General features: G+C 70.8%; 17 protein-coding genes. 8 read left to right on the plus strand and 9 right to left on the minus strand.

All coding sequences use genetic code 11. The annotated features are described in order from the left end of the window. The first annotated feature begins 124 nt into the window (after window positions 1-124). The gene (locus tag ABT122_RS13465) at window positions 125-1,837 is read left to right on the plus strand and encodes a lysyl oxidase family protein (RefSeq protein ID WP_351550026.1); all 1,713 of its coding nucleotides are present in this window, start codon (window positions 125-127) and stop codon (window positions 1,835-1,837) included. Between the two features lie 104 nt (window positions 1,838-1,941). Here ABT122_RS13465 and ABT122_RS13470 read toward each other — a convergent pair whose 3' ends face one another. Further along, window positions 1,942-3,276, minus strand: a complete 1,335-nt coding sequence (locus ABT122_RS13470) for a lysine N(6)-hydroxylase/L-ornithine N(5)-oxygenase family protein (RefSeq protein ID WP_351550029.1) — start codon at window positions 3,274-3,276, stop codon at window positions 1,942-1,944. 76 nt (window positions 3,277-3,352) lie between these two features. Here ABT122_RS13470 and ABT122_RS13475 point away from each other — a divergent pair, with 76 nt between their 5' ends. Beyond that, window positions 3,353-4,300, plus strand: coding sequence for a methionyl-tRNA formyltransferase (locus ABT122_RS13475; RefSeq protein ID WP_351550032.1), 948 nt, complete (start codon window positions 3,353-3,355; stop codon window positions 4,298-4,300). Between the two features lie 70 nt (window positions 4,301-4,370). On the opposite strand, the gene ABT122_RS13480 is transcribed toward ABT122_RS13475, so the two are convergent. Continuing rightward, complete coding sequence (locus ABT122_RS13480) at window positions 4,371-5,036, minus strand: hypothetical protein (RefSeq protein WP_351550035.1); 666 nt, start codon at window positions 5,034-5,036, stop codon at window positions 4,371-4,373. 176 nt (window positions 5,037-5,212) lie between these two features. On the opposite strand from ABT122_RS13480, the gene ABT122_RS13485 reads away from it, so the two are divergent. After that, window positions 5,213-6,787 (plus strand): amidohydrolase, encoded by a 1,575-nt coding sequence (locus ABT122_RS13485; RefSeq protein ID WP_351550038.1) that lies wholly within the window; start codon window positions 5,213-5,215, stop codon window positions 6,785-6,787. 1 nt (window position 6,788) lies between these two features. On the opposite strand, the gene ABT122_RS13490 is transcribed toward ABT122_RS13485, so the two are convergent. Then, window positions 6,789-7,337 (minus strand): ATP-binding protein, encoded by a 549-nt coding sequence (locus ABT122_RS13490; RefSeq protein WP_351550041.1) that lies wholly within the window; start codon window positions 7,335-7,337, stop codon window positions 6,789-6,791. 205 nt (window positions 7,338-7,542) lie between these two features. Here ABT122_RS13490 and ABT122_RS13495 point away from each other — a divergent pair, with 205 nt between their 5' ends. Further along, on the plus strand, window positions 7,543-7,758 hold the full coding sequence (locus ABT122_RS13495; protein ID WP_351550044.1) for a DUF397 domain-containing protein: 216 nt from the start codon (window positions 7,543-7,545) through the stop codon (window positions 7,756-7,758). A 95-nt stretch (window positions 7,759-7,853) separates the two neighbouring features. After that, on the plus strand, window positions 7,854-8,756 hold the full coding sequence (locus tag ABT122_RS13500) for a helix-turn-helix domain-containing protein (protein ID WP_351550047.1): 903 nt from the start codon (window positions 7,854-7,856) through the stop codon (window positions 8,754-8,756). A gap of 91 nt (window positions 8,757-8,847) precedes the next feature. Here ABT122_RS13500 and ABT122_RS13505 read toward each other — a convergent pair whose 3' ends face one another. Next, entirely contained in the window at window positions 8,848-9,660 is an 813-nt protein-coding gene (locus ABT122_RS13505) for an SAM-dependent methyltransferase (protein ID WP_351550050.1), read from the minus strand. Window positions 9,661-9,991: 331 nt separating this feature from the next. Between ABT122_RS13505 and ABT122_RS13510 the strand changes: the two genes are divergently transcribed. From ABT122_RS13510 to ABT122_RS13520, 3 genes are read left to right on the plus strand one after another with little or no spacing between them, the layout of a single operon-like run. After that, window positions 9,992-11,041 (plus strand): iron-siderophore ABC transporter substrate-binding protein, encoded by a 1,050-nt coding sequence (locus tag ABT122_RS13510; RefSeq protein WP_351550053.1) that lies wholly within the window; start codon window positions 9,992-9,994, stop codon window positions 11,039-11,041. 27 nt (window positions 11,042-11,068) lie between these two features. Then, window positions 11,069-12,100, plus strand: a complete 1,032-nt coding sequence (locus ABT122_RS13515; RefSeq protein WP_351550055.1) for a FecCD family ABC transporter permease — start codon at window positions 11,069-11,071, stop codon at window positions 12,098-12,100. Then, entirely contained in the window at window positions 12,097-13,203 is a 1,107-nt protein-coding gene (locus ABT122_RS13520) for a FecCD family ABC transporter permease (RefSeq protein ID WP_502976139.1), read from the plus strand. The genes ABT122_RS13515 and ABT122_RS13520 overlap by 4 nt, the downstream gene beginning before the upstream one ends. Window positions 13,204-13,279: 76 nt before the next feature. Here the strand turns inward: ABT122_RS13520 and ABT122_RS13525 are convergent, their stop codons facing one another. The 5 genes from ABT122_RS13525 to ABT122_RS13545 all read right to left on the minus strand — a co-directional run bounded on the left by ABT122_RS13525 (window position 13,280) and on the right by ABT122_RS13545 (window position 19,830). Next, window positions 13,280-14,728 (minus strand): glucoamylase family protein, encoded by a 1,449-nt coding sequence (locus ABT122_RS13525; RefSeq protein WP_351550058.1) that lies wholly within the window; start codon window positions 14,726-14,728, stop codon window positions 13,280-13,282. Window positions 14,729-14,821: 93 nt separating this feature from the next. Continuing rightward, window positions 14,822-16,669, minus strand: coding sequence for a GH39 family glycosyl hydrolase (locus ABT122_RS13530; RefSeq protein WP_351550061.1), 1,848 nt, complete (start codon window positions 16,667-16,669; stop codon window positions 14,822-14,824). A 119-nt stretch (window positions 16,670-16,788) separates the two neighbouring features. Then, a complete protein-coding gene (locus tag ABT122_RS13535; protein ID WP_351550063.1) occupies window positions 16,789-17,619 on the minus strand; it encodes a carbohydrate ABC transporter permease in 831 nt (276 codons plus the stop codon). Further along, window positions 17,616-18,584, minus strand: coding sequence for a carbohydrate ABC transporter permease (locus ABT122_RS13540; protein WP_351550066.1), 969 nt, complete (start codon window positions 18,582-18,584; stop codon window positions 17,616-17,618). Before ABT122_RS13540 ends, ABT122_RS13535 begins: the two co-directional genes overlap by 4 nt. A gap of 4 nt (window positions 18,585-18,588) precedes the next feature. Next, window positions 18,589-19,830, minus strand: coding sequence for a sugar ABC transporter substrate-binding protein (locus ABT122_RS13545; RefSeq protein WP_351550069.1), 1,242 nt, complete (start codon window positions 19,828-19,830; stop codon window positions 18,589-18,591). Between the last annotated feature and the right edge of the window lie 317 nt (window positions 19,831-20,147).

Below are 20,147 nucleotides of genomic sequence, written 5' to 3' on the forward strand. Positions count from 1 at the left end.
CGCCCCTCTCTTCCGGCAGACCGCGGCCGAGGGCGAGTCAGCCTCCGCCGGATCTCCGGCCGGACCGGCCGCATGTCGCCTGTTTCACTCCTGTCCCCCGTGGCAATCGCTCAACAGAGGAACGATGACCAGTAACCCTCGTACCCGCCTCTGGCGTTCGACGCTCGCCGCCTCCGCGGCCATCGCCGTCACCGCCGGTGTGGTCGCCGCAGCGCCCGACTCCCGGCAGAAGGCCGCGGCCACGCCGCAGCTCGGGCTGATCGCCGCCTCGAAGACGGTCACCATCACCAAGTACCCCTGGATGAACGGTGTCTGGCTCGACCTGGGCACCTATGTGACCTCCGAGGGCTCGCCCTTCGAGTTCAAGGTGAACCGCAAGTCCTACAAGGACCCGGTGGTGGCCCAGCAGATCATCCGCCAGGGCAAGAAGACCACGACCAGGACGCTCCCCAAGGGCCTGGTCAAGGACTTCACCGGGCTGCCCGGCTTCGTCGACGTCAGCATCACGGACGCGGCCGGGAAGCCGGTGCTCAAGACGAGCCAGACCTTCTGCCCGAACAACGCCTCCGGACGTATCCGTCCCGACGCCCCGGCGAAGTCGAAGTACCCGCAGAGCTGCCCGACCAACCCCTTCACCCTCGGCTCCGTGTGGGGTGTCGAGAAGGGCTGGGCCTCCAACACCTACTCGGGCCACTACGACGACAAGGGCGTCGACCTGGCGCCCGGCACCTACACCGCCAAGGTGACCGTCGCGAAGAAGTACCGGGACCTGTTCGGCATGGCCAACAAGCCCCAGACGGTCAAGGTCACGGTGGACGAGTACAAGGAGGAGCCCGGCCAGGGCGCCCGCGGCAAGGCGGCCGCCGGTGCGCACGCGCACCACGCGGCCGGGCACGCCGGGCACGGCAAGGCCCAGCCCCCGGCGAACCTGATGGAGGCGACGAGCGGCACCGCCCCCACGTACAACGTGGGTCACGGCCCGCACCCGCCGGCCCCGCCGGCCCTGCCGTGGGCGCTGAAGAAGTCGGCCCGCACGACGGCGAACGTCGGTGACAAGACCGGCCAGACGGACGGCTCCCGCAAGTCCGCGGCGCAGAAGCCCAACGCCCAGCGCCCGACCGGCAAGGCGTCGGTGCCCAATGTGCCCAAGCCCGACCTGCGGTCGCTGCCGGCCTACGGCATCACCATCGTGGACGGCAAGGAGTACGACGCCCCGGGCAAGGACTTCATGGCGTTCAGCGCCAATGTGTGGAACGCGGGCCCGGCCAAGCTGGTCGTCGACGGCTTCCGCAAGCCCGGCGCCGAGCTGATGGACGCGTACCAGTACTTCTACGACGCCAAGGGCAAGCAGGTCGGCTACACGCCCACCGGCACCATGGAGTGGGACCCGCGGCCGGGGCATGTGCACTGGCACTTCACCGACTTCGCGAGCTACCGGCTGCTGAAGGCCGACAAGAAGGAAGCGGTCCGCAGCGGCAAGGAGGCGTTCTGCCTGGCCAACACGGACGCCGTGGACTACACGGTGAAGAACGCCAACTGGCACCCGGGCAACACCGATCTGTCCACCGCGTGCGGCCAGGAGAACTCCATCTCCGTCCGCGAGGTGCTGGACGTGGGCTCCGGCGACACCTACACCCAGGATCTGCCGGACCAGTCCTTCGACATCACCGGTGTCCCGAACGGCACCTACTGGATTCAGGTGCTGGCCAACCCGGACAAGCGCCTGAAGGAGACGAGCCTCACCAACAACTCGGCTCTCCGCAAGGTCGTCCTGGGCGGCAAGCCCGGCGCCCGCACGGTGACCGTGCCGGCGCACGAGCTGGTCGACGCCAACTGACGCACCACGGGAACACCGGGCCCGGCCGCCTCCACGCGGCCGGGCCCGGTCCTGTTCCCGGACGGACGGCGGACCGTCCGGGAACAGGACCGGGGGGGGCGGGCTCAGCCGCCGGCCCGGGCCCCGGCCGTCATCCGCCGGGCGATCAGCGAGGCCCTGATCTCCCCCGCGCGCACCGCCGTGTTGGACAGCAGGGTGGAGGTGATGCCGTGGGTGTGCTCGGTGCCGCCCTGGAGATAGATGTCCGAGGTGACATGGGCGATGGTCTCCACCCGGTGGTCCCGTCCGACCAGCAGCGCGTCCTCCTCGTCCCGCAGGCAGAGCTTGCCGATCTCCCCGAGGCGCTCACCGATGCCCTGGGGCTGGTAGCCGGTCGCGTGGACCAGCACATCCGCCTCGATGACCTCCCGTTCCTGGGTGGGGAGGTACTCGACGGTGATCCCGAGCCGGTCGCCCTCGCCCCGGACCTCGCGGATGCGGGAGATGTTGAGCATCCGGAGCCGCTGCTTCCCCTGGACCTTCTCCTGGTACATGGTCCTCGACAGGGCCTCGATCAACTCCATGTCCACCACGGAGTAGTTGGTCCCCCGGTGGTAGTCGAAGAGCGACCGCTTCACCTCGCGCGGCGCGCCGTGGTAGATGTCCACCGCCTCCGGGTCGAAGATCCGGTTGGCGAAGGGGCTGTCGTCGGCGGGGGTGTAGCCGTACTTGGCGAAGACCGAGCAGATCTCGGCGCCCGGGAAGCTGCGGTGCAGATAGTCGACCGCCTCCGCGGCGCTCTGCCCCGCGCCGAGGACCACGGCCCGGCGCACCGGGGTGCCGCTGTCCACCAGGCCGGCCACCCGGGGTATCAGTTCGCTGGTGTGCCAGACCCGGTCCGAGAGCACGGTTCCGGGCGGCAGATGGGGTTCCATCCCGGTGGCCACACAGAGGCTGCGCGCCCGCCGGACCGTGGTGAGTCCGGGCTCGGCGGGGTTCCGGCTGGTGACGTCGAACCAGCGGACCTCGCCGTCCTCCGTCACCGGCTGCACGGAGACGACCTCCGACGCGTACTCCACCAGCGGGCGGACCCGGGCCGCCGCCCACTCGAAGTAGTCGTGGAACTCGATGCGCAGCGGGAAGAGCGTCTTCTGGTTGAGGAAGTCGACCAGCCGCCCCCGCTCCCGCAGATAGCAGAGAAAACTGAAGTCACTGGTCGGATCGCGCATGGTGACAAGGTCCTTGAGGAAGGACACCTGCATGGTGGCGTCATCGATGAGCATGCCTCTGTGCCAGCCGAACCGCGGTTGCTTCTCCAGGAAGCCGGCCACGATCCGGTCCTCCCCGGAGACTTGTGCGTTGTACTCGTGGACCGCGATCGCAAGGGCCAGATTCGACGGTCCGAAGCCGATCCCCAGAACGTCGTAGATGGTGCCCGAACCACTGTGCAGTGTGTTCACCGCGTCATCGCCTCCCTAAGCAGGCATATGTTAGATAAGGTTAGCCTTACCTTGCAATGTCCTGAGGAGGATTCGCATGCGGGTCGTCATGTTCGGCTACCAGACCTGGGGTCATCGCACCCTGCAGGCCCTGTTGGACTCCGAGCACGAAGTGGTCCTCGTCGTCACCCATCCCAAGAGTGACCACGTGTACGAGAAGATCTGGGACGACTCGGTGGCCGATCTGGCCGAGAAGAACGGCGTCCCGGTCCTGCTGCGCAACCGGCCGGGGGACGACGAACTCCTGGAGAGACTCCGGGAGGCCAGGCCCGACATCATCGTGGCGAACAACTGGCGCACCTGGCTCCCGCCGGAGATCTTCGATCTGCCGCCGCACGGCACGCTCAATGTGCACGACTCGCTCCTCCCCGCCTACGCCGGCTTCTCCCCGCTGATCTGGGCGCTGATCAACGGCGAGCCCGAAGTCGGCGTCACCGCGCACCGGATGGACGCCGAGCTGGACATGGGCGACGTGGTGCTCCAGCGCTCGGTGCCGGTCGGCCCCGAGGACACCGCGACCGACCTCTTCCACCGCACGGTCGACCTCATCGGGCCGATCGTCCGGGACGCCCTGGACCTGATCGAGTCGGGTGAGGCGGTGTGGGTGCGGCAGGACCGCTCCCGGGCGAGCTTCTTCCACAAGCGCGCGATCGAGGACAGCCGGATCGACTGGAGCTGGCCGGCCGAGGACCTGGAGCGGCTGGTGCGCGCCCAGTCCGACCCGTACCCCAGCGCCTTCACCCACCACCGGGGCGAGCGGATACGGATCGTCTCGGCGGCGGTCTCCGAGAAGCGGTACGGCGGAACTCCCGGGCGGATCTTCATCCGCGAGGGAGACGGGGTGGTCATCGTGGCCGGGGCGGACGCGCGGTCCGGACGGCGTCCCGGGCTGGTGATCAAGCGGCTGCGGACCGAGGACGGCACCGAGCACGCCGCCACCGAGTACTTCCGCACCATGGGCGGATACCTCAGCGCGCGGCCCTGACGCGCGCGCGGGGGTGCCGGGCGACGGCCGGAGCAGGGCCGGGCTTCCGGCGTCCGCCGGTTCCCCGGGGTCAGCACGGTGGCCGGGTGCCGTCCCCGCCGGCCACCGGGCGGCGCGGCTCCGCCGCCGGGCGGACGGCCGGGTGCCGGTCCGGGAACGGCCGCGCCACCGGGGCCTCGCCGACGCTGACGAGCCGGTAGCGCTGTTCGAACTTGGGCTTTCCCCGCCGGTCCGCCTTCTTCGGGCGGGCCCTGCGGGCGGCGGCCACCAGCGCGGCGATCTCGGGGCTCTCCCTGCGCAGCCGGTACAGCGCCCGTCCGGAGAGGCCGACCAGCGCGGCGGCGGGCGCGTGCAGCATTCCGGCCCGGACGGCCGCGAGCAGGACCCGCAGCGCGGCCGGGTTGAGCACGGGCGCGGCGGGCGCCGGGGCATGGGCGCGGGCCATCTCCTCCGCGGCGGCCATCGCCGCCGCGAAGGGGGCGTCCTGGGACTGCCAGTTGAGCAGCAGCCGCTCCGAGACGCCCGCCGCGGCCGCGCAGCCGGCCGGAGTCAGCCCGAGGGCCGCCGCGCGCAGGGCGTCGGCCATGCGGGACGCGTTCTCCTCGCGCAGACTCGGCTCCCCGCCCAGGGCGCGGCGCAGCGCCCGGTCGATCTCGTCCTGCGTGTCGAGGTCCGCGACCACGCCATCCGCCCAGGTCGCCAGCCGGCTCGGCGGGAGCTCTCGCCGCTCGTCCACCCACAACACCTTCTTAGGTTAGCCTCACCTAATCATAACTGTTCTTGCTGCGATTCTCCGACCGATATGCCGCGGAATCCACCGCGCCTGACGGGTTCTCACGCTCCCCCGGGACCACAGGATGGGAGAGGGCTCCACGGCTCCCCCTCTTCCACCGTCCTCGAAGGGATGCGCCCGTGCTCTGCGCCAGGATCACCAACGCCAACATCGTCACCATGGACCCGGCCCGCCCCGCCGCCCGGGAACTCGGCATCTGGCGGGGCCGGATCGCGGGCCTGGACGAGGAGGTCTCCGCGCTCCCCGCGCGCCGCCTCCTCGATCTCGGCGGTGCCACCGTACTGCCGGGGTTCATCGACAGCCATGTCCATCTCCTGTGGACGGGGCTGGGGGCACGGATGCCCGACGTCGCCCCCTCCGCGGACCCGGGCGCCGTCCTGGCGGTGGTCGCGCGGGCCGTGGCCGGGGCCGGGCCCGGGGACTGGGTGGATCTGACGGGGTACGACCAGCGCCCGCTGGGCCGCCATCTCACCGCGGCCGAGCTGGACACGGTGAGCGCGGGGCGGAAGGTCCTCATCGGTCACATCTCGGGCCACGGGTGCGTGGTGAACAGCGCGATCATGGATCTGCTCCCCGGGCCCGTCCGCACCGAGGGCTTTCTCGCGGAGGAGTCCATGGCGCGGGCGCGCCGGCTGCGGCCCGCGCACGCGCTGGAGGAGCTGGCCGGGGCCCTGGAGCGGGCCGCCCTCCAGTGCCGGGCCGAGGGGGTGACGGCCTGCGCCGAGGCGGGCCTCGGCAGCGGCCTCTTCGCCTTCAGCCCGATCGAGGGCGCGGCGTGCCAGCTCGCCCTGGACACGGGCCGGCTGCCGCTGCGGCTCCAGCTCATGGTCGCCGCGGACGCCCTCGGACCGGTCGACGCGGCGCCCGGGGACACCACCTCGCACGCGATCGGGCTCGGCCTGCGCACCGGCTTCGGCGGGGGGCGGCTGTCGCTCGGCGCGCTCAAGGTCTTCACGGACGGCGGCATGATGGCCCGTACGGCCGCTCTGAGCAGCCCCTACGAGGGGACGGACGGCGCCGGGCGGCTCCAGCGGACCGACCGGCCGCTCGACGAGATCATTGTCCAGGGCCATCTCGCGGGCTGGCAGCTCGCCGTCCACGCCATCGGCGACCGGGCCGTCGAACTCGCCCTGGACGCACTGGAGAGAGCACAGCGGATACGGCCCCGGCCCGACGCCCGGCACCGTATCGAGCACGCGGGCCTGGTCCGCCCCGACCAGCTGCCGCGCTTCGCGGCCGTGGGGGCCACCGCCGTCATCCAGCCGTCGTTTCTGCGGTACTTCGGCGACGACTATGCCGCGATCATGGGCGAGGGCCGTGCTCCCTGGCTCTACCGGGGCCGGGGGTTCCTCGACAACGGCGTACGGATCGCGGGGAGTTCGGACCGCCCGGTGGCGGACGGCGCGCCGCTGCGGGCCATCCAGTTCATGGTGGAACGGACCTCGCTGTCGGGGCGGGTGATCGGACCCGCCGAGGGCATCACCGTGGACGAGGCCCTGCACGCGTACACCCTGGGCGCCGCCCACGCCTGCCGCTGGGAGGAGAGCGCCGGAAGCATCGCCGCGGGCAAGCGGGCGGATCTGGTGGTGCTCGGGGACGACCCCCGGCGGGTGAGCACCTCGCGCATCGGGGAGATCGAGGTCGTCCGGACGTTCCTGGAGGGCGAGGAGGGCGAGGAGGGCGAAGAGCGCTGAGTCAGCGCGGCGGGGCGGCCAGCGGCAGAGCCGCCCAGACGGTCTTGCCCCGGGGCGGGGTCAGCGACCACGACCAGCTCTGGCTCAGCGCGTCGATCAGCGAGAGCCCCCGGCCGCCGAGCGCGCAACTGCCGGCGTCGCGCGGGCGCGGCGGGCGGGAGCTGGGGTCGGTGACCGCGCAGACGACATCCTCGGGGTGGAGAAACATCCCGAGCCAGACCGGGTAGTCGACCGGGTCCGGCGTCTCGGGGTCGAGCGCGTGCTGCACGGCGTTGGTGACGAGTTCGCTGACCACGAGCGCGGCGTCGGGGACGAGCGCGGGCAGCTCCCACCGGTCGAGGGTGGCGGCGACGAAGCGGCGGGCCTGTGAGGCGTTGCGCAGATTCCCGTCCAGCCCGCACGCGGCGAATCCGGCGGGGACCCCGCCGTGACCGCCTCCCCAGGGCGACGGCGGGCCCTGATCGGCCGAGCCGAGCGGCCAGTCCGCGCCCGAGCCGGCGGAGGAGAGCCCTCCGCTGCCCCTGATGCTCGTGGTCGCTGAGGCTGACACATGGGTCGTCACTGGTCATGTCCCCCTGGAGGATGCGGACTTCGACGCTGCGGCGGCGGGCCGCGGGGACGAGTATGGTCGAGTCCCGCACAAGAATGCAATTGCATCTGGGATTGCAGATGGGATTGCATTCGCGGCAGTCTGAGCCCACGAGCGACCGTACGAAGAGCAAGGGACTGTGGCAGTGGAACACTTCATCAATGGCATGCGAGCAAGCGCACTCACCTCGGTGACCTGGACCAAGAGCAGTCACAGCAACGCCACGGGGAACTGCGTGGAACTGGCGGAGCTGCCCGGCGGCGGGGTCGCGATCCGCAACTCCCGTGACCCGCAGGGACCGGCCCTGGTCTACACACGGGAGGAGATAGCCGCTTTTGTGGCCGGTGCGCGCAGTGGCGACTTCGACTCGATGACAGGCTGAAAAGCACTCCGGACGGGCACGCCCCCTGTCGGTCATGGGTCCGTGGTGGATACTGACATCTCCCGAGCGTCCGCAGGAGCGCCCCCATGGCCCCCATGGCTGCACCCGACCCGACCGAGTCGTTGTTCCTGAGACCTCTGGGGGCGGTGGAGAAGAACCCGACAGCGCTGAAGCTGATCCTCGGCGGCAAGCTGCGCGAACTGCGCGTGGCCGCCGGGCTCGACCCCGCCGACGTCGACGGGCAGCTCGGTTTCTCACGGTCGAAAACCAGCCGAATCGAACTGGGGCGCCATGGCTGCAAGCGGGCCGACGCGCTCGCGCTGCTGAGTCTGTACGGGGTCGACAGCGAGGAGCGGGTCGAGGAGTTCCTGCGGTTGGTCGAGCAGTCCCGCCGCAGTGACTGGTGGCGCTCGTTCAGCGATGTCCTCTCCGACTTCTTCACCCCCCTGGTCGCCCTGGAGAGCGCGGCCGAGCGCATCCGCGCGTACGAGCCCTTCTATGTGCCGGGCCTGCTCCAGACCCCCGCGTACACCCGGGCGGTGATCCAGGCGGGCCCCGGCCATCTCCTGCCGCACGAGGTGATGCGCCGGGTCGAGCTGCGCCAGGAGCGGCAGCGGCATCTGGACCAGGCGGACGCGCCCCATCTGTGGGCGGTGATCGACGAGTCAGTGCTGCTGCGGACGGTCGGCGGCGCGGAGGTGATGCGCGCCCAGCTGGAGCATCTGATCACGCTGGTGGAGCGCCCGAGGATCACCCTCCAGATCGCCCCGCTCGATGTGTCGGCCGCGGTGGGCGTGGGCACGGGCGTGACCTATCTGCGGTTCGCGCTGGGCGATCTCCGGGACGCCGTCTACATAGAGCATCTGACGGATTCGACCTTCACCCAGAAACCGCAGATCGTCGAGCAGTACCGGAACATGCTGGACCGGGTCGGCGCCTGCGCGCTGACGCCCGCCCGGTCGCTGGAGGTGCTCCGCGGGCGGCTGAGCCAATCCTGACGCCCGCGCCCCCGCGCCGGACGCGCCCACCGGGCGGAGCCCCGGCCGCGCGGTCACCCGGGCGGCCGGTGCGCGAGGTCACGCCGGCCGGTCACGCCAGCCGGGCGACACCGCCCCACTCGATCCACTCGTCGGTCTCCTGGACCGGGGCGAGGTCGTTGTCCGGGCGCCAGGTCGACACCTCGACCAGCCCCGGCTCCAGGACGTCGAGCCCGGTGAAGTACTCGGTCACCTCGCTCTGGGCACGCACCCGGCCCCAGTGTCCGCCGGTCGCCTCGGCCATGAAGTCGGTGACGAACTTCCGGATCTCCGGGCGCTCGCTGACCAGTTGGCACACGACGAGGAAGCTCCCCGGCGCCAGCCGCTCGGCGACCCGCCGGATCAGCGCGGCCGGGTCGCTCTCGTCCGGTATGCAGTGCATGACCGAGACGAAGAGGGCGGCGACGGGCTGGTCGAAGTCGATCAGCCGGGCGGTGTCCGCGTGGCCGAAGATGCCCTCGGTGTCCCGCATGTCGGCCTGGATGACGGCGGTGCGGTCGTTCTCGTCGAGCAGCGCCCGGCCGTGCGCGAGCACGATCGGGTCGTTGTCGACATAGACCACCTTCGACGCCGGGTCGACGGCCTGGGCCACCTGGTGGACATTGTCCTGGGTGGGCAGACCTGAGCCGTGGTCGATGAACTGGCGGATGCCGTACTCGGTGGCGAGCAGCCGCACCACGCGCTGCAGGAAGCGCCGGTTGTTCACCGCGAGGACCTTGGTGCTGGGGACCTGCGTCAGCAGCTCCTCGCAGGCGACGCGGTCCGACTCGTAGTTGTCCTTGCCCCCCAGGTAGTAGTCGTACATCCGTGCCACGCTGGGCACTGTCGTGTCGATGGCGTCCGGGCGCCACGACTCGTTCCGCATCCCGCAATCACCCATGTCCGTCGGTCTGTCGGCAGAGAGAAGCCGTGAGACGCCCATGCTAGGGAGAGTGCGGGGCCCGGCATAGGCCAACGAGGGGAAACCACTCTCCGCGGACACGGTTGTCACGGAGGGTGCCCGAGCGGACACGGAGAAGCCCCTCGGCGCCTCCCTCAGGGGGGTGGTTGAAGGTTGAGTCAGGCGTAGCTTAGGCTTGCCTAAGTCGATCAGTGCCGCTGTTCACCGCGTCCACCGTGGCGGAACACCGGGAGGAATCCCCCTTCCGCCGGGACGCCGGGTCGACGGCCTTGCACATCAATCTTGAGGAACGTCCATGCTCGGGTTCACTCGTGCGCGTCGCCGCGCGCTCGCCGCCGCGGCCACCGCCACCGCCGCCGTACTGACCATCGGTGGCTGCTCGTCGTCCGGCGACGGCGACAAGAAGCCGGACGGCGCCGCCGAGAAGAGCGGCGGAGCGTTCCCGGTCTCCATCAAGAGCGCGCTCGGCACCGCCGAGATCAAGACACAGCCCAAGCGGGTCGTCACCCTGGGCCAGGGCTCGGCGGAGACCGCCATCGCCCTCGGCCACACCCCCGTGGGCATCGAGAGCTACCCGTGGGGCGCCGACAAGACCGGCTACCTGCCGTGGATTCACGAGGCCGTGACCGAGAAGGGCGACAAGCTCCCCGAGCAGTTCACGGGCGGCGAGGAGCTGGACATGGAGGCCATCCTGGAGCTGGAGCCGGATGTCATCCTCGCCCCGTGGTCGGGCGTCACGCAGAAGCAGTACGACAAGCTCAAGGACATCGCCCCCACGGTGGCCTACCCGGATCTGCCCTGGAGCACCAACTGGGACCAGCAGATCGAGATCATCTCCAAGGCGCTGGGCAAGCCCGCCGAGGGCCCCGAGCTGATCGGGAAGATCGAGAAGCAGCTCGCGGACGCCGGCAAGACCCGGCCGAAGTACAAGGACCTGACCTTCTCGTACATCTACAACACCGGCCCCGGGACCCTCGGTGTGTTCAAGCCCGAGGAGCAGCGGGTCAAGATGGTCTCCTCGTTCGGCCTGACCGTCGACCCGGTGGTGAACGGCTTCAAGGAGACGAAGGGCACCGACTCGGCGCTGATCGGTCTGGAGAACGCCGAGAAGCTCAAGGACAGCGACCTGATCTTCACGTTCTACACCGACGAGAAGAACCGCAAGGAGATCGAGGCACAGCCGCTGTACGCGAACATCCCCGCGGTCGAGAAGGGCGCCGTGGTGGTCGGTGACAGCAACTCCTTCGTCACCGCCTCCTCGATCATCAACCCGCTGACCGTGCCGTGGACGATCGACCGGTATCTGCCGCTGATCGACAAGGCTGTCGCCGCCGCCGGCAAGTAGACCGGAAGCAGGGGACAGAGGAGCCATATGGCCACCGTTTCCCACGTCCCGCCGGGCAGTGCCGCACGACAGGGCACTGCCCGGCGGGTGTGCGCGCTGATCGCCGGCCTGGTGGTGCTGGGGCTCGCCCTGGCCGCCAGTGTCATGTTCGGCAGCAGGACCACCTCGTTCGGCGAGGTGGTCGACGTGCTCTCGGGCAGCGGTGACGCCCAGATCACCACCATCGTCGAGAGCCGCTATCCGCGGACCGCGCTCGGGGTGCTGGCCGGGCTCTGTCTGGCGGTCGCGGGCACCCTCATGCAGGGGGTGACCCGCAACCATCTGGCCGAGCCCGGACTGCTGGGCATCAACGCGGGCGCCTCGGCGAGCATCGTCACCGCCACCGCCTTCTGGGGCGCGAGCGGCGGTACGGCCGCGATGTGGTGGGCCCTGCCGGGGGCGCTGATCGCCGGGGTCGTCGTCCAGGGCATCGGCTCGGCGGGCTCCGGCAAGAGCCAGGTCCGCCTGGTCCTGGCGGGCGCGGTGCTCTCCGCCGTGCTGATGGCGTACATCCAGGCGGTGACCCTGAGCAAGCCGCAGGTCTTCGACAGCTACCGGTACTGGGTGGTCGGCGCGCTGGGCGGCCGGAACTTCGAGGTGTTCCACTCGATGCTGCCGTTCGCCGCCGCCGGGTTCGTCCTCGCGCTGGTGCTGGGGCACAGCCTCAACGCGCTCGCGCTCGGGGACTCGACCGCGGCGGCCCTCGGGGCGAACCCCTGGCTGGTGCGGGCGGGAGGTCTCCTCGCGGCCACCCTGCTCAGCGCGGCGGCGACGGCGGCGGTCGGCCCGATCGCCTTTGTCGGTCTGGCCGTTCCGCACATCGTGCGGGCCGCCGTCGGAGTGGACTTCCGCTGGCAGATCGCCTTCTCGGCCATCGCCGGGCCGGCGCTGCTGCTCGCCGCGGATGTCGTCGGGCGGGTGGTGATGCGGCCGCAGGAGCTGATGGTCGGGGTCGTCACCGCGTTCATCGGCGCTCCCGCGCTGCTCGTGGCCGTACGCAGAATGAGGGGGAACGCATGATCCCGGACGCCGCCGGTCCCCGGACCGGAGCGCCCCGCGGGCCGGTTCGCCCGGCGCCGGCGGAGATCCGGGCCCCCCGGGGGTTTCTCCGGATCGGGCGCGGACTCGCCGTCCCCGTGCGGCGGGTGTCGGTGTTCACGGCGCTCGGCCTGCTGGTGCTGCTGGTGGTGGCGTGCGTGGCGACGCTGTCGCTGGGCCGGCTCGGCATTCCGCTCGCCGACCTCGGCGAGGCGCTGGGCGGCGGGGCCGAGGGCAAGAACGCCTTCGTCCTGGAGCGGCTGCGCGGCCCCCGGCTCGTGGTGGCGCTCGGCACCGGCTGTGCGCTGGGGCTCTCGGGGGCGCTGTTCCAGTCCGCCACCCGCAACCCGCTGGGCAGCCCCGATGTGATCGGGCTGGGCGCGGGGGCGGGCGCGGGCGCGGCCCTCGTGGCGCTGATGCTGCCCGGCACGGTACCGGTCCCGGTCGGCGCGCTGGCCGGCGGTGTGCTCGCCATGGCGCTCGTCCATGTCTCCACCGGCACCGGGTTCCGCAATCCGGCCCGGCTGGTGGTCGCCGGTATCGGCGTCGCGGCGATCTGCGCGGCCGTGACGCAGTACGTGGTGTACGCGATGAAGCGGGACAGCGCGTCGGAACTCGCGGCCTATGTCAACGGCAGCCTGGACTCGCGCTCCTGGTCCGATGCCACCACCATCGGGCTGGTCCTGCTGGTGACCGTGCCGCTCACCGCGCTCACCGCGCGGCGGCTGGGCATCGGCGAGATGGGCGACGACATCGCCCAGGGGCTGGGCTCGGAGCCGAGGAACACCAAGACGTTCGCGGTGGTGCTCGCGATCGTGCTGTCGGCGGGCGCGGTGAGTGTGGCGGGCCCGATCGCGTTCGTCGCGCTGACCGCGCCGCAGATCGCGAAGCGGATCACCCGGGCGCCCGGCCCCCATCTGCTGCTGGGCGCGCTGACCGGCGCCCTGCTCATGGTGGTGGCGGACCTCTGCGCCCAGCAGTTGCCGCTCTTCGAGGATCTGCCCGTCGGTATCTACACGATGGCGATCGGCGGCGCCTATCTCGGCTATCTGCTGACCCGGGAGCGGCGCAAGGGAGCGCTCTGAGCGGCTCGCGCCCCGTGCCCGAGGGGCCGGTTCCACCGGGACTGTCCGGTGGAACCGGCCCCTCGGGCGTCGGTCCTCAGATGCTGAACCGCTCCCGCTCCAGCAGCGGCCTGACCCGGGAGGCGAAACCGCCGGTCCGGAAGGGGCGCTGGAGGAGGCCCGGGCGCAGCTCCTGGGCGAGGGCCGCCGCGATCATGCCCTGGTCGAGCGCGAGCACGAAGTCGCTGACCCGTCCGGTGCGGACATCGACGGAGTCGCGGAAGCCGTAGCCCTCGTGGTACGCGCCGAAGTCGCGGGCGATCGATCGGAGGTTGGCGACGGCCTCCCGGCGGGCCTGCGGCAGGGCGAGGAAGGAGGCGTGCGGGGTGACGACCCCGCCGGACTGGTACCCCTCCACCTGCATCCCGATCGCGTCGACGCCGTACTCGCGGTAGCCGCCCTCGGGGATGTTCGCCGGGGAGAAGCCCCAGTAGCCGTACTTCTCCTCGTCGAGTCCGTGCTCGATCTGGGAGCGCACGAAACGGCTGTGGGTCACTCCCCAGGAGCGCCGCCCCCACGTGGACTCGGGGACGAACAGGGGCACCATCAGCGCCTCGAACATGGAGCCGCCCCAGGCGGGGACGAGCTTGCGGCCCCGGTGGGTGTAGTGGCCGTTCCAGACCCGGACGCCGTCGACGGTGGTGTACGAGCCGCCGGGGGTCTGCTCCTGCTCGTGCTCGGGGAGCATGGTGCGCAGCAGGTGCCAGTAGTGGGCGGCGGGGAGTGAGCCGTCGGCGATGCCGAGGTAGCTGGCCATGCGGGGCTCGGTGTTGAGGGCGCCGTAGTGGTGGGGTGTCGGTTCGCCGGTGTCGGTCCAGAAGCCGCCGCGGAGCTGGCCGGGGCCCTTGACGGGGTCGGCGGGGTCGTAGGGGGTGTAGAAGTACGACCAGTCCGCGCCGGCCAGAATCCGGGCGGTACGGCGGCGCAGCGCGGGGTCGGCGTCTGCGGCGATGCGCAGTCCGGTGACGAGCCAGGCGTTGTCGACGGAGGAGAGGAAGGGGCGGACCGCCTCCCCGGTCTCGGGCCAGCGGGTCAGGACGGAGCCGTCGTGGGCGTCGTACCAGTTGACCCAGAAGCCGTGGTGGCGTTCGAGCCGCTCGACGGCGGTGACCATGTGGTCGAGGCGGCGGTGCAGGGTGGCCCGGCTGATCACACCGAGCCCGGCGGCGGCGACGGTCGACCAGAGACCGCAGCCGATGTTGGTGGGAGAGGTGTTGCGGGAGGGGACGGGCTTGCCGGGGCGGCTGAGGTCGGCCTTGTCGGCGGTGAGACCGAAGTCGGTCGTCATTCGCTCGATCGAGTGATACGTGTCCCGGAACCACTTGTGCAGCAGGGTCGTAGGAGAAGCATGGAGACTTTTCGCGCCCTGAGGCGCACCGGTGGCGGCCGGGGACGGCGCGGCGAGCGCGGGCGCGGAGAGCGCCGGGACGGAGAGGGCGGCTGCCCCCGCGGCCGTGAGCAGCGTGCGGCGGTCGAGACGGTCCATGGATGTCCAGCTCCCGTGGTCGGATGCGGGGGTGGGGTCGGTGGTGCGGGCCCGGGGGCCGCCGGCGCTCGGCTGCCGGCGGCCCCCGGCGGATCAGGCGCGGGTGAGGTGGAGGAAGCGGATGCCCGGGTTGGGCAGTTCGAAGGTGAGGGCGGCGGTGCCGTCGGCCTCCGCGGTCACGGAGCCGAGGCCCTCCTCGGGGAGCTGGTCGGCGGCGCGCAGCTTCTCCCACTGCTGGTCGTCGGGCCAGTCGCCGCCGCCGAGGTCGTTCCAGACGGCCTGGATGTTGGCGTGCCGCTCGTCGACCCGCCGGGAGGCGAGGGTGTAGGAGGCGCCGGGGGTGAGCCCGGAGAGGCGGACGGTCGCGGTGCGGTGCAGCGCCTCGTCCCCGTCGATCTTCGACTGGTCGAGGGTGCCGTTCCAGACGAGGAGGTCCAGGGTGGAGCCGTCCTCGGCGCGGGTGGCGAGAGCCTCGGTCAGCGCGTCGGCGCCGTCACCGGTGACGGCGGCGGGAATCCGGCCGCCCGCCAGCTGGGAGAGGAGGTACAGCGCCCAGAAGCGGGGCTTGCGCAGATTGCCGACGGTGAGCAGCCCGAAGCCGCCGTGGAAGAGCCGGGGCGGCCAGCCCAGCTCCTCGAACTGGTCGGAGGCGACCCAGTAGGCGAGGGCGTCGGTGGAGGCGAGTGCGCTCTTCATGCCCCGGAGCACGAAGGGCGCGGCGAAGACGGAGTCGCTGACCCGGTGGAAGTGGGTCGGGGTCACCCCCCACTCGGTCCACAGGATCTCCGGCTCGGGCCGTCCGGTGGACTCGGCGAAGGCGCGGGTCATGGGCCGGAAGTCGAGCGGCGCGTTGCCGTAGGTGTGGGTGGAGACGAAGTCGAGGGGTACGTCATGGGTGCGGCAGTGCTCCAGCAGCGCGCCGACCCAGCCGGCCGCGGCGGAGGAGGGGCCGCCGACGCGGATGCGCTCGTCCACCGACTTCACGGCGCGGGCGGCGACCTCGTAGAGCCGGTGGTAGTCGTCCTGGGTGCCGTTCCAGAAGACCTCCAGATTGGCCTCGTTCCACACCTCGAACTCCCAGCCGGCGACCTCGTCCCGGCCGTACCGCTCCTGGAGGTGGTGGGTCAGATCGCGGCAGAGGTCGCCCCAGCGGTCCCAGTCGGCGGGGGTGGAGACCAGGGCCTTGTAGTCGAAGACGGTGTAGCCGGGGTCGGCGGCCAGCTCCTTCGGCATGAAGGAGAGTTCGACCACGGGCTTGAGGCCGGTGGCGAGGAAGCGGTCGTAGACCTGGTCGAGGCCGGAGAAGTCGAAGGAGCCATCGGGCCGGACGGAGACCGTCTCGGGCAGGAAGGTGCCGTGGGCGCGGACCGAGCGCACCCCGATCTCGTCCCGGACGATCCCGAGCGCCCGGGCGTACTCGGCGGCGACATCGGAGCCGCCCGCTCCGGGCTTGTCCCAGATCAGCAGGGAGAAGTGCTCGGCACCGATCATCCGGTTCCAGACGCCGGGCAGATCGGTGGTGGGCGCCGAGGCGTCGACGGCGACGGTGACCCCGGCAGGTGCCGGGCCCGCGGGCGCGGCGCTGCCGGTGACGGCTTCGGAGAGTCCGCCCGCGCCGCTGTCGGACCAGGTGGCTATCCGGTAGTGGTAGCCGCGGCCGGGCTCGGCGAGCGTGTCGGCGTACGGCGGGTGGGGCACGGCCAGCACATCGCCGCCGAGGTGGTCCAGCGGCTCGAACGGCCCCTCGGCGGTGTCGGCGCGGTGGACCAGATAGCCGAGCGCTCCGTCGACCGGGGTCCAGTCGAGCAGAACATGGCCGGTGCCGTCCCGAGCGGTCACCCGGGTGGGGGCGGGCAGCTCGCCCGCTCCCGTGAGGCGGGTGTCGCTGGGCTTGCCGATGCGGGACTCCCAGTCGACATGGGCAGCGGACTTCTCGCTCATATCAGCACATACCTATCCGTGAGGGGGGTGGGGATGGTGAGGCGGCGGCGCGTGGGCCGCCGCCCGGAGAGAGGGGGCGCCCGGTGAAGGGGGCGGGGCTCCCGGGGGCCGGGGCCGGGTTACTTGAGACCGGCGGTCGCGATGCCCTGGGTGAAGTGGCGCTGGAGCACCGCGAAGACCAGCAGCACCGGCAGCACCACGAGGAAGGAGCCGGCCATGAGGACGCCATTGGCGCCGTTGGCCCGGTTGGGGTCGGTGGCGAAGGTCGCCAGCGCCACGGGGAGGGTGTACTTGTCGGGGTCGTTGGTCGCGATGAGCGGCCAGACGAAGTTGTTCCACGACTGGAGGAAGGTGAGGATCGCCAGGGTCGCCAGGGCCGGTTTCACCAGCGGCATCACGATCCGCCAGAAGATGTACCACTCCCCCGCGCCGTCGAGCCTCGCGGCCTCCAGCAGCTCGTCCGGGACGGAGAGCATGAACTGGCGCATGAGGAAGACCCCGAAGGCCCCGGCGGCGAACGGCAGCACGAGCCCCGCGTAGGAGTCGATCAGCTGCATCTTGCTCATCAGCACGAACAGGGGCAGCAGCATCAGATTGCCGGGCACCATCAGCGCGCCCAGGACCAGACCGAAGAGCTTGTTCTTCCCGGCGAAGTTCAGCTTCGCCAGGGCGTAGCCGAGCATCGAGCAGAAGAGCAGATTGGAGACGGTGACCAGGGAGGCGACGATCGTGGAGTTGAGGAAGTAGGCCGGGAGGTCGAGGAGGTCGAGCAGCTCGCGGAAGTTCGCGAGGGTCCACTCGGTGGGAATCCACACCGGCGGGCTGGCCGCCAGTTCCGGCTTGGTCTTGAACGCGGACAGCGCCATCCACAGAAAGGGGGCGGCCATCAGCATCAGCCCGGCGCTGAGCGCCAGATAGGCCGCGGGCCGCTTCAGTCGTGCGGTGCTCATTCGGTGTTGTCCTTCAGCAGACGGAGCTGGAGCACAGTGATGCCCATGATCACGACGAACAGGACGTACGCCATGGCGCTCGCGTATCCCATGTGGAAGAAGTTGAAGCCCTCCCGGTACATGTGGAGGGAGACCGTCAGGGTGCTGTCGGACGGTCCTCCGTTGGTCATCACAAAGGGCTCCTCGAAGACATTGAGGTAGCCGATGGTGGTGATGACGGTCGCGTAGAGCAGGGTGGGGCGCAGCAGCGGGACGGTGATCCGGCGGAACTCCTGCCACGTCCCGGCACCGTCGAGCCGGGCGGCCTCGCGGACCTCGGCGGGGATGGCCTGGAGACCGGCGATGAAGAGCACCATGACCGTGCCGAGGTTGCGCCAGACGGCCATCACGATCAGCGAGGGCATGGCGAGGGTCTCGGAGCCGAGGAAGTCGGGCGAGGTCATGCCGAGTTCGGCGGCGACCCCGGCGACCAGGCCGTCGGCCGGGTCCAGCACGAACCGCCAGACGACGGCGATGGCCACGATGCTGGTGACGACGGGGGCGTAGAAGCCGATCCGGAAGAAGGAGCGGAGCCGGTGGATGCCGTTGTTCAGCAGGACGGCGATGACCAGACCCACCCCGATGGTCAGGGGCACCCCGACGACGACGAAGTACCCCGTGTTGAAGAGCGCCGTGAGGAACTTCTCGTCACCGAAGAGCCTGGTGTAGTTCTCCAGGCCGATGAACTCCGCCGAGAACGGGTCGGTGACATTGCGCAGCCCGAAGTCGGTGAAGCTCATCACCAGCGTGGCGATGATCGGCAGGGCCATGAAGACGGCGAAGAGGACCAGGAACGGGGTGGAGAAGAACCAGCCCGCCAGGTTCTGCACCCCGGCCCGGCGGCGTTTGCGGGGCCCGGGCCCCGGCGGGGACGGCCGCGCCGTCGCCGCCGGGCCCTTGGCGGGCGTCTCGGTGAGGGTGCTCACGGCGCTACTCGACCAGGCCGGCGGTCTCGGACTGCATCTTCTCGGCCGCCTCGGCCGGGGACGCCTTGCCCTGGGTCACCGACTCGATCGCCGAGTCGATCTTGGAGCCGATCTGGGCCCACTTGGCGAGCGCCGGGATGGCCTTGGCGCTCTCCATCTGGGTGCGGAAGGTCTTCAGGTGGGGGTCGGAGGCGAGTTCGCCGTCGTCCCACGCGGCCTTGTTCGCGGGCAGATCGGTGGTGCGCTTGTACCAGTCGGCCTGGCCCTTGGCGTCGGTGAGGTGCTTGATGAACTCCCGGGCGGCCGGCTTGTGCTCGCTGTCCTTGGATATGACGAGGCTGGAGCCGCCGGCGAAGGAGGTGGAGGAGGTGCCCGCGGGGAGCGGGGCGGCGGCCCACTTGCCCTTGAGCTGGGGCTGGTTCTCGGCGATGTTGACGGTCTGCCAGGGGCCGGAGAGGAACATCGGCACACTGCCGTTGCCGAAGTCCTTGATCACGTCATAGCCGGGCTGGACGCTCTTCTTGGCGAGACCCTTCTCGAAGTACGAGGCGTACTCCGCGAGGGACTTCACCGCGGCCTCGCTGTCCAGGGCGGGCTTGCCGTCCTTGATCAGTTCACCGCCCGCGGAGTAGAAGAACGGCAGCCAGTTCTGCCAGGCGTCGAGGTTGTAGGGCTGGAGGGAGATGCCCCACTTGGTGTCGGCCTTCTCCTGGAAGGCTCCGGCGAGCGCGGACATCTCGGCCCAGGTGGCCGGGGCCTTGCCGACACCGGCCTTCTCGGCGAGGTCGGTGCGGTAGTAGAGCACCCGCGCGTCCACGTACCAGGGCACGCCGTAGACCGTGCCGTCCACGACATTGCCCTCCCACGCGGCGGGGAAGAAGTCCTTCTCGGCGAACGCCTTGGTGTCCACCGGCTCCAGGACGCCCAGCTCGGCGAACTCGCCCATGAAGGTGGAGCCCATCTGCATCACATCGGGCAGATTGCCCGCCGCGGCGGCGGCGACCTGCTTCTGGTGGGCGACATCCCAGCCCACCGGGGTGACCTTCACCGTGACGTTGGGGTTCTTCTTCTGGTACTCGGCGGCGACATCGACGAGCTTCTCACCCTCCGTGCCCATGGCCCAGACCGTGAGGGTCTGCTTCTCGTCGGCGCCGACCTCCGCCCCGCCCGAGCCGCCGCACGCGGAGATTCCGAACATGGCCGCGAGTGCGACGGCCACCGAGGCGGTTCTGGCGGTGCGGTGCATGGAGGCTCCTCCTTGAGCGTTCCGGCGGTGTCAACCGGTGATGTATGCGCTGCCTGTAAGCGCATACATCACTCTGCGTCCACCCCGGGGACATCCGCAAGAACCCTCGGGATCACGCTTTGGTAACGGTGCCGACATGCTGCCGACATGCAAACACCCGACCTGTCGAACGCTAGGCCGGGTGTTTGCTCATCGAAAGCGATTGTGACCCATTCCGCTTCTGCGGCAGGGCGGGCGAGGGCCCGGGAGGGGCGGGGGCGGGGCGCCGGCCATCCGGGTCAACGGCGACGACATGCGGGCCAAGGTCGTCGGCGAGG

It is taken from the genome of Streptomyces sp. NPDC001985, assembly GCF_040296845.1.
Taxonomy (GTDB): Bacteria; Actinomycetota; Actinomycetes; order Streptomycetales; family Streptomycetaceae; genus Streptomyces.

Excerpts from the sequence above, each read along its gene's own strand:
- ABT122_RS13465 (WP_351550026.1), top strand. The coding sequence starts at position 125 with ATGACCAGTAACCCTCGTACCCGCCTCTGGCGTTCGACGCTCGCCGCC.
- ABT122_RS13495 (WP_351550044.1), top strand. The coding sequence starts at position 7,543 with ATGCGAGCAAGCGCACTCACCTCGGTGACCTGGACCAAGAGCAGTCAC.
- ABT122_RS13505 (WP_351550050.1), bottom strand. The coding sequence starts at position 9,660 with ATGCGGAACGAGTCGTGGCGCCCGGACGCCATCGACACGACAGTGCCC.
- ABT122_RS13545 (WP_351550069.1), bottom strand. The coding sequence starts at position 19,830 with ATGCACCGCACCGCCAGAACCGCCTCGGTGGCCGTCGCACTCGCGGCC.
- ABT122_RS13515 (WP_351550055.1), top strand. The coding sequence starts at position 11,069 with ATGGCCACCGTTTCCCACGTCCCGCCGGGCAGTGCCGCACGACAGGGC.
- ABT122_RS13475 (WP_351550032.1), top strand. The coding sequence starts at position 3,353 with ATGCGGGTCGTCATGTTCGGCTACCAGACCTGGGGTCATCGCACCCTG.
- ABT122_RS13525 (WP_351550058.1), bottom strand. The coding sequence starts at position 14,728 with ATGGACCGTCTCGACCGCCGCACGCTGCTCACGGCCGCGGGGGCAGCC.
- ABT122_RS13535 (WP_351550063.1), bottom strand. The coding sequence starts at position 17,619 with ATGAGCACCGCACGACTGAAGCGGCCCGCGGCCTATCTGGCGCTCAGC.
- ABT122_RS13500 (WP_351550047.1), top strand. The coding sequence starts at position 7,854 with ATGGCTGCACCCGACCCGACCGAGTCGTTGTTCCTGAGACCTCTGGGG.
- ABT122_RS13510 (WP_351550053.1), top strand. The coding sequence starts at position 9,992 with ATGCTCGGGTTCACTCGTGCGCGTCGCCGCGCGCTCGCCGCCGCGGCC.
- ABT122_RS13520 (WP_502976139.1), top strand. The coding sequence starts at position 12,097 with ATGATCCCGGACGCCGCCGGTCCCCGGACCGGAGCGCCCCGCGGGCCG.
- ABT122_RS13530 (WP_351550061.1), bottom strand. The coding sequence starts at position 16,669 with ATGAGCGAGAAGTCCGCTGCCCATGTCGACTGGGAGTCCCGCATCGGC.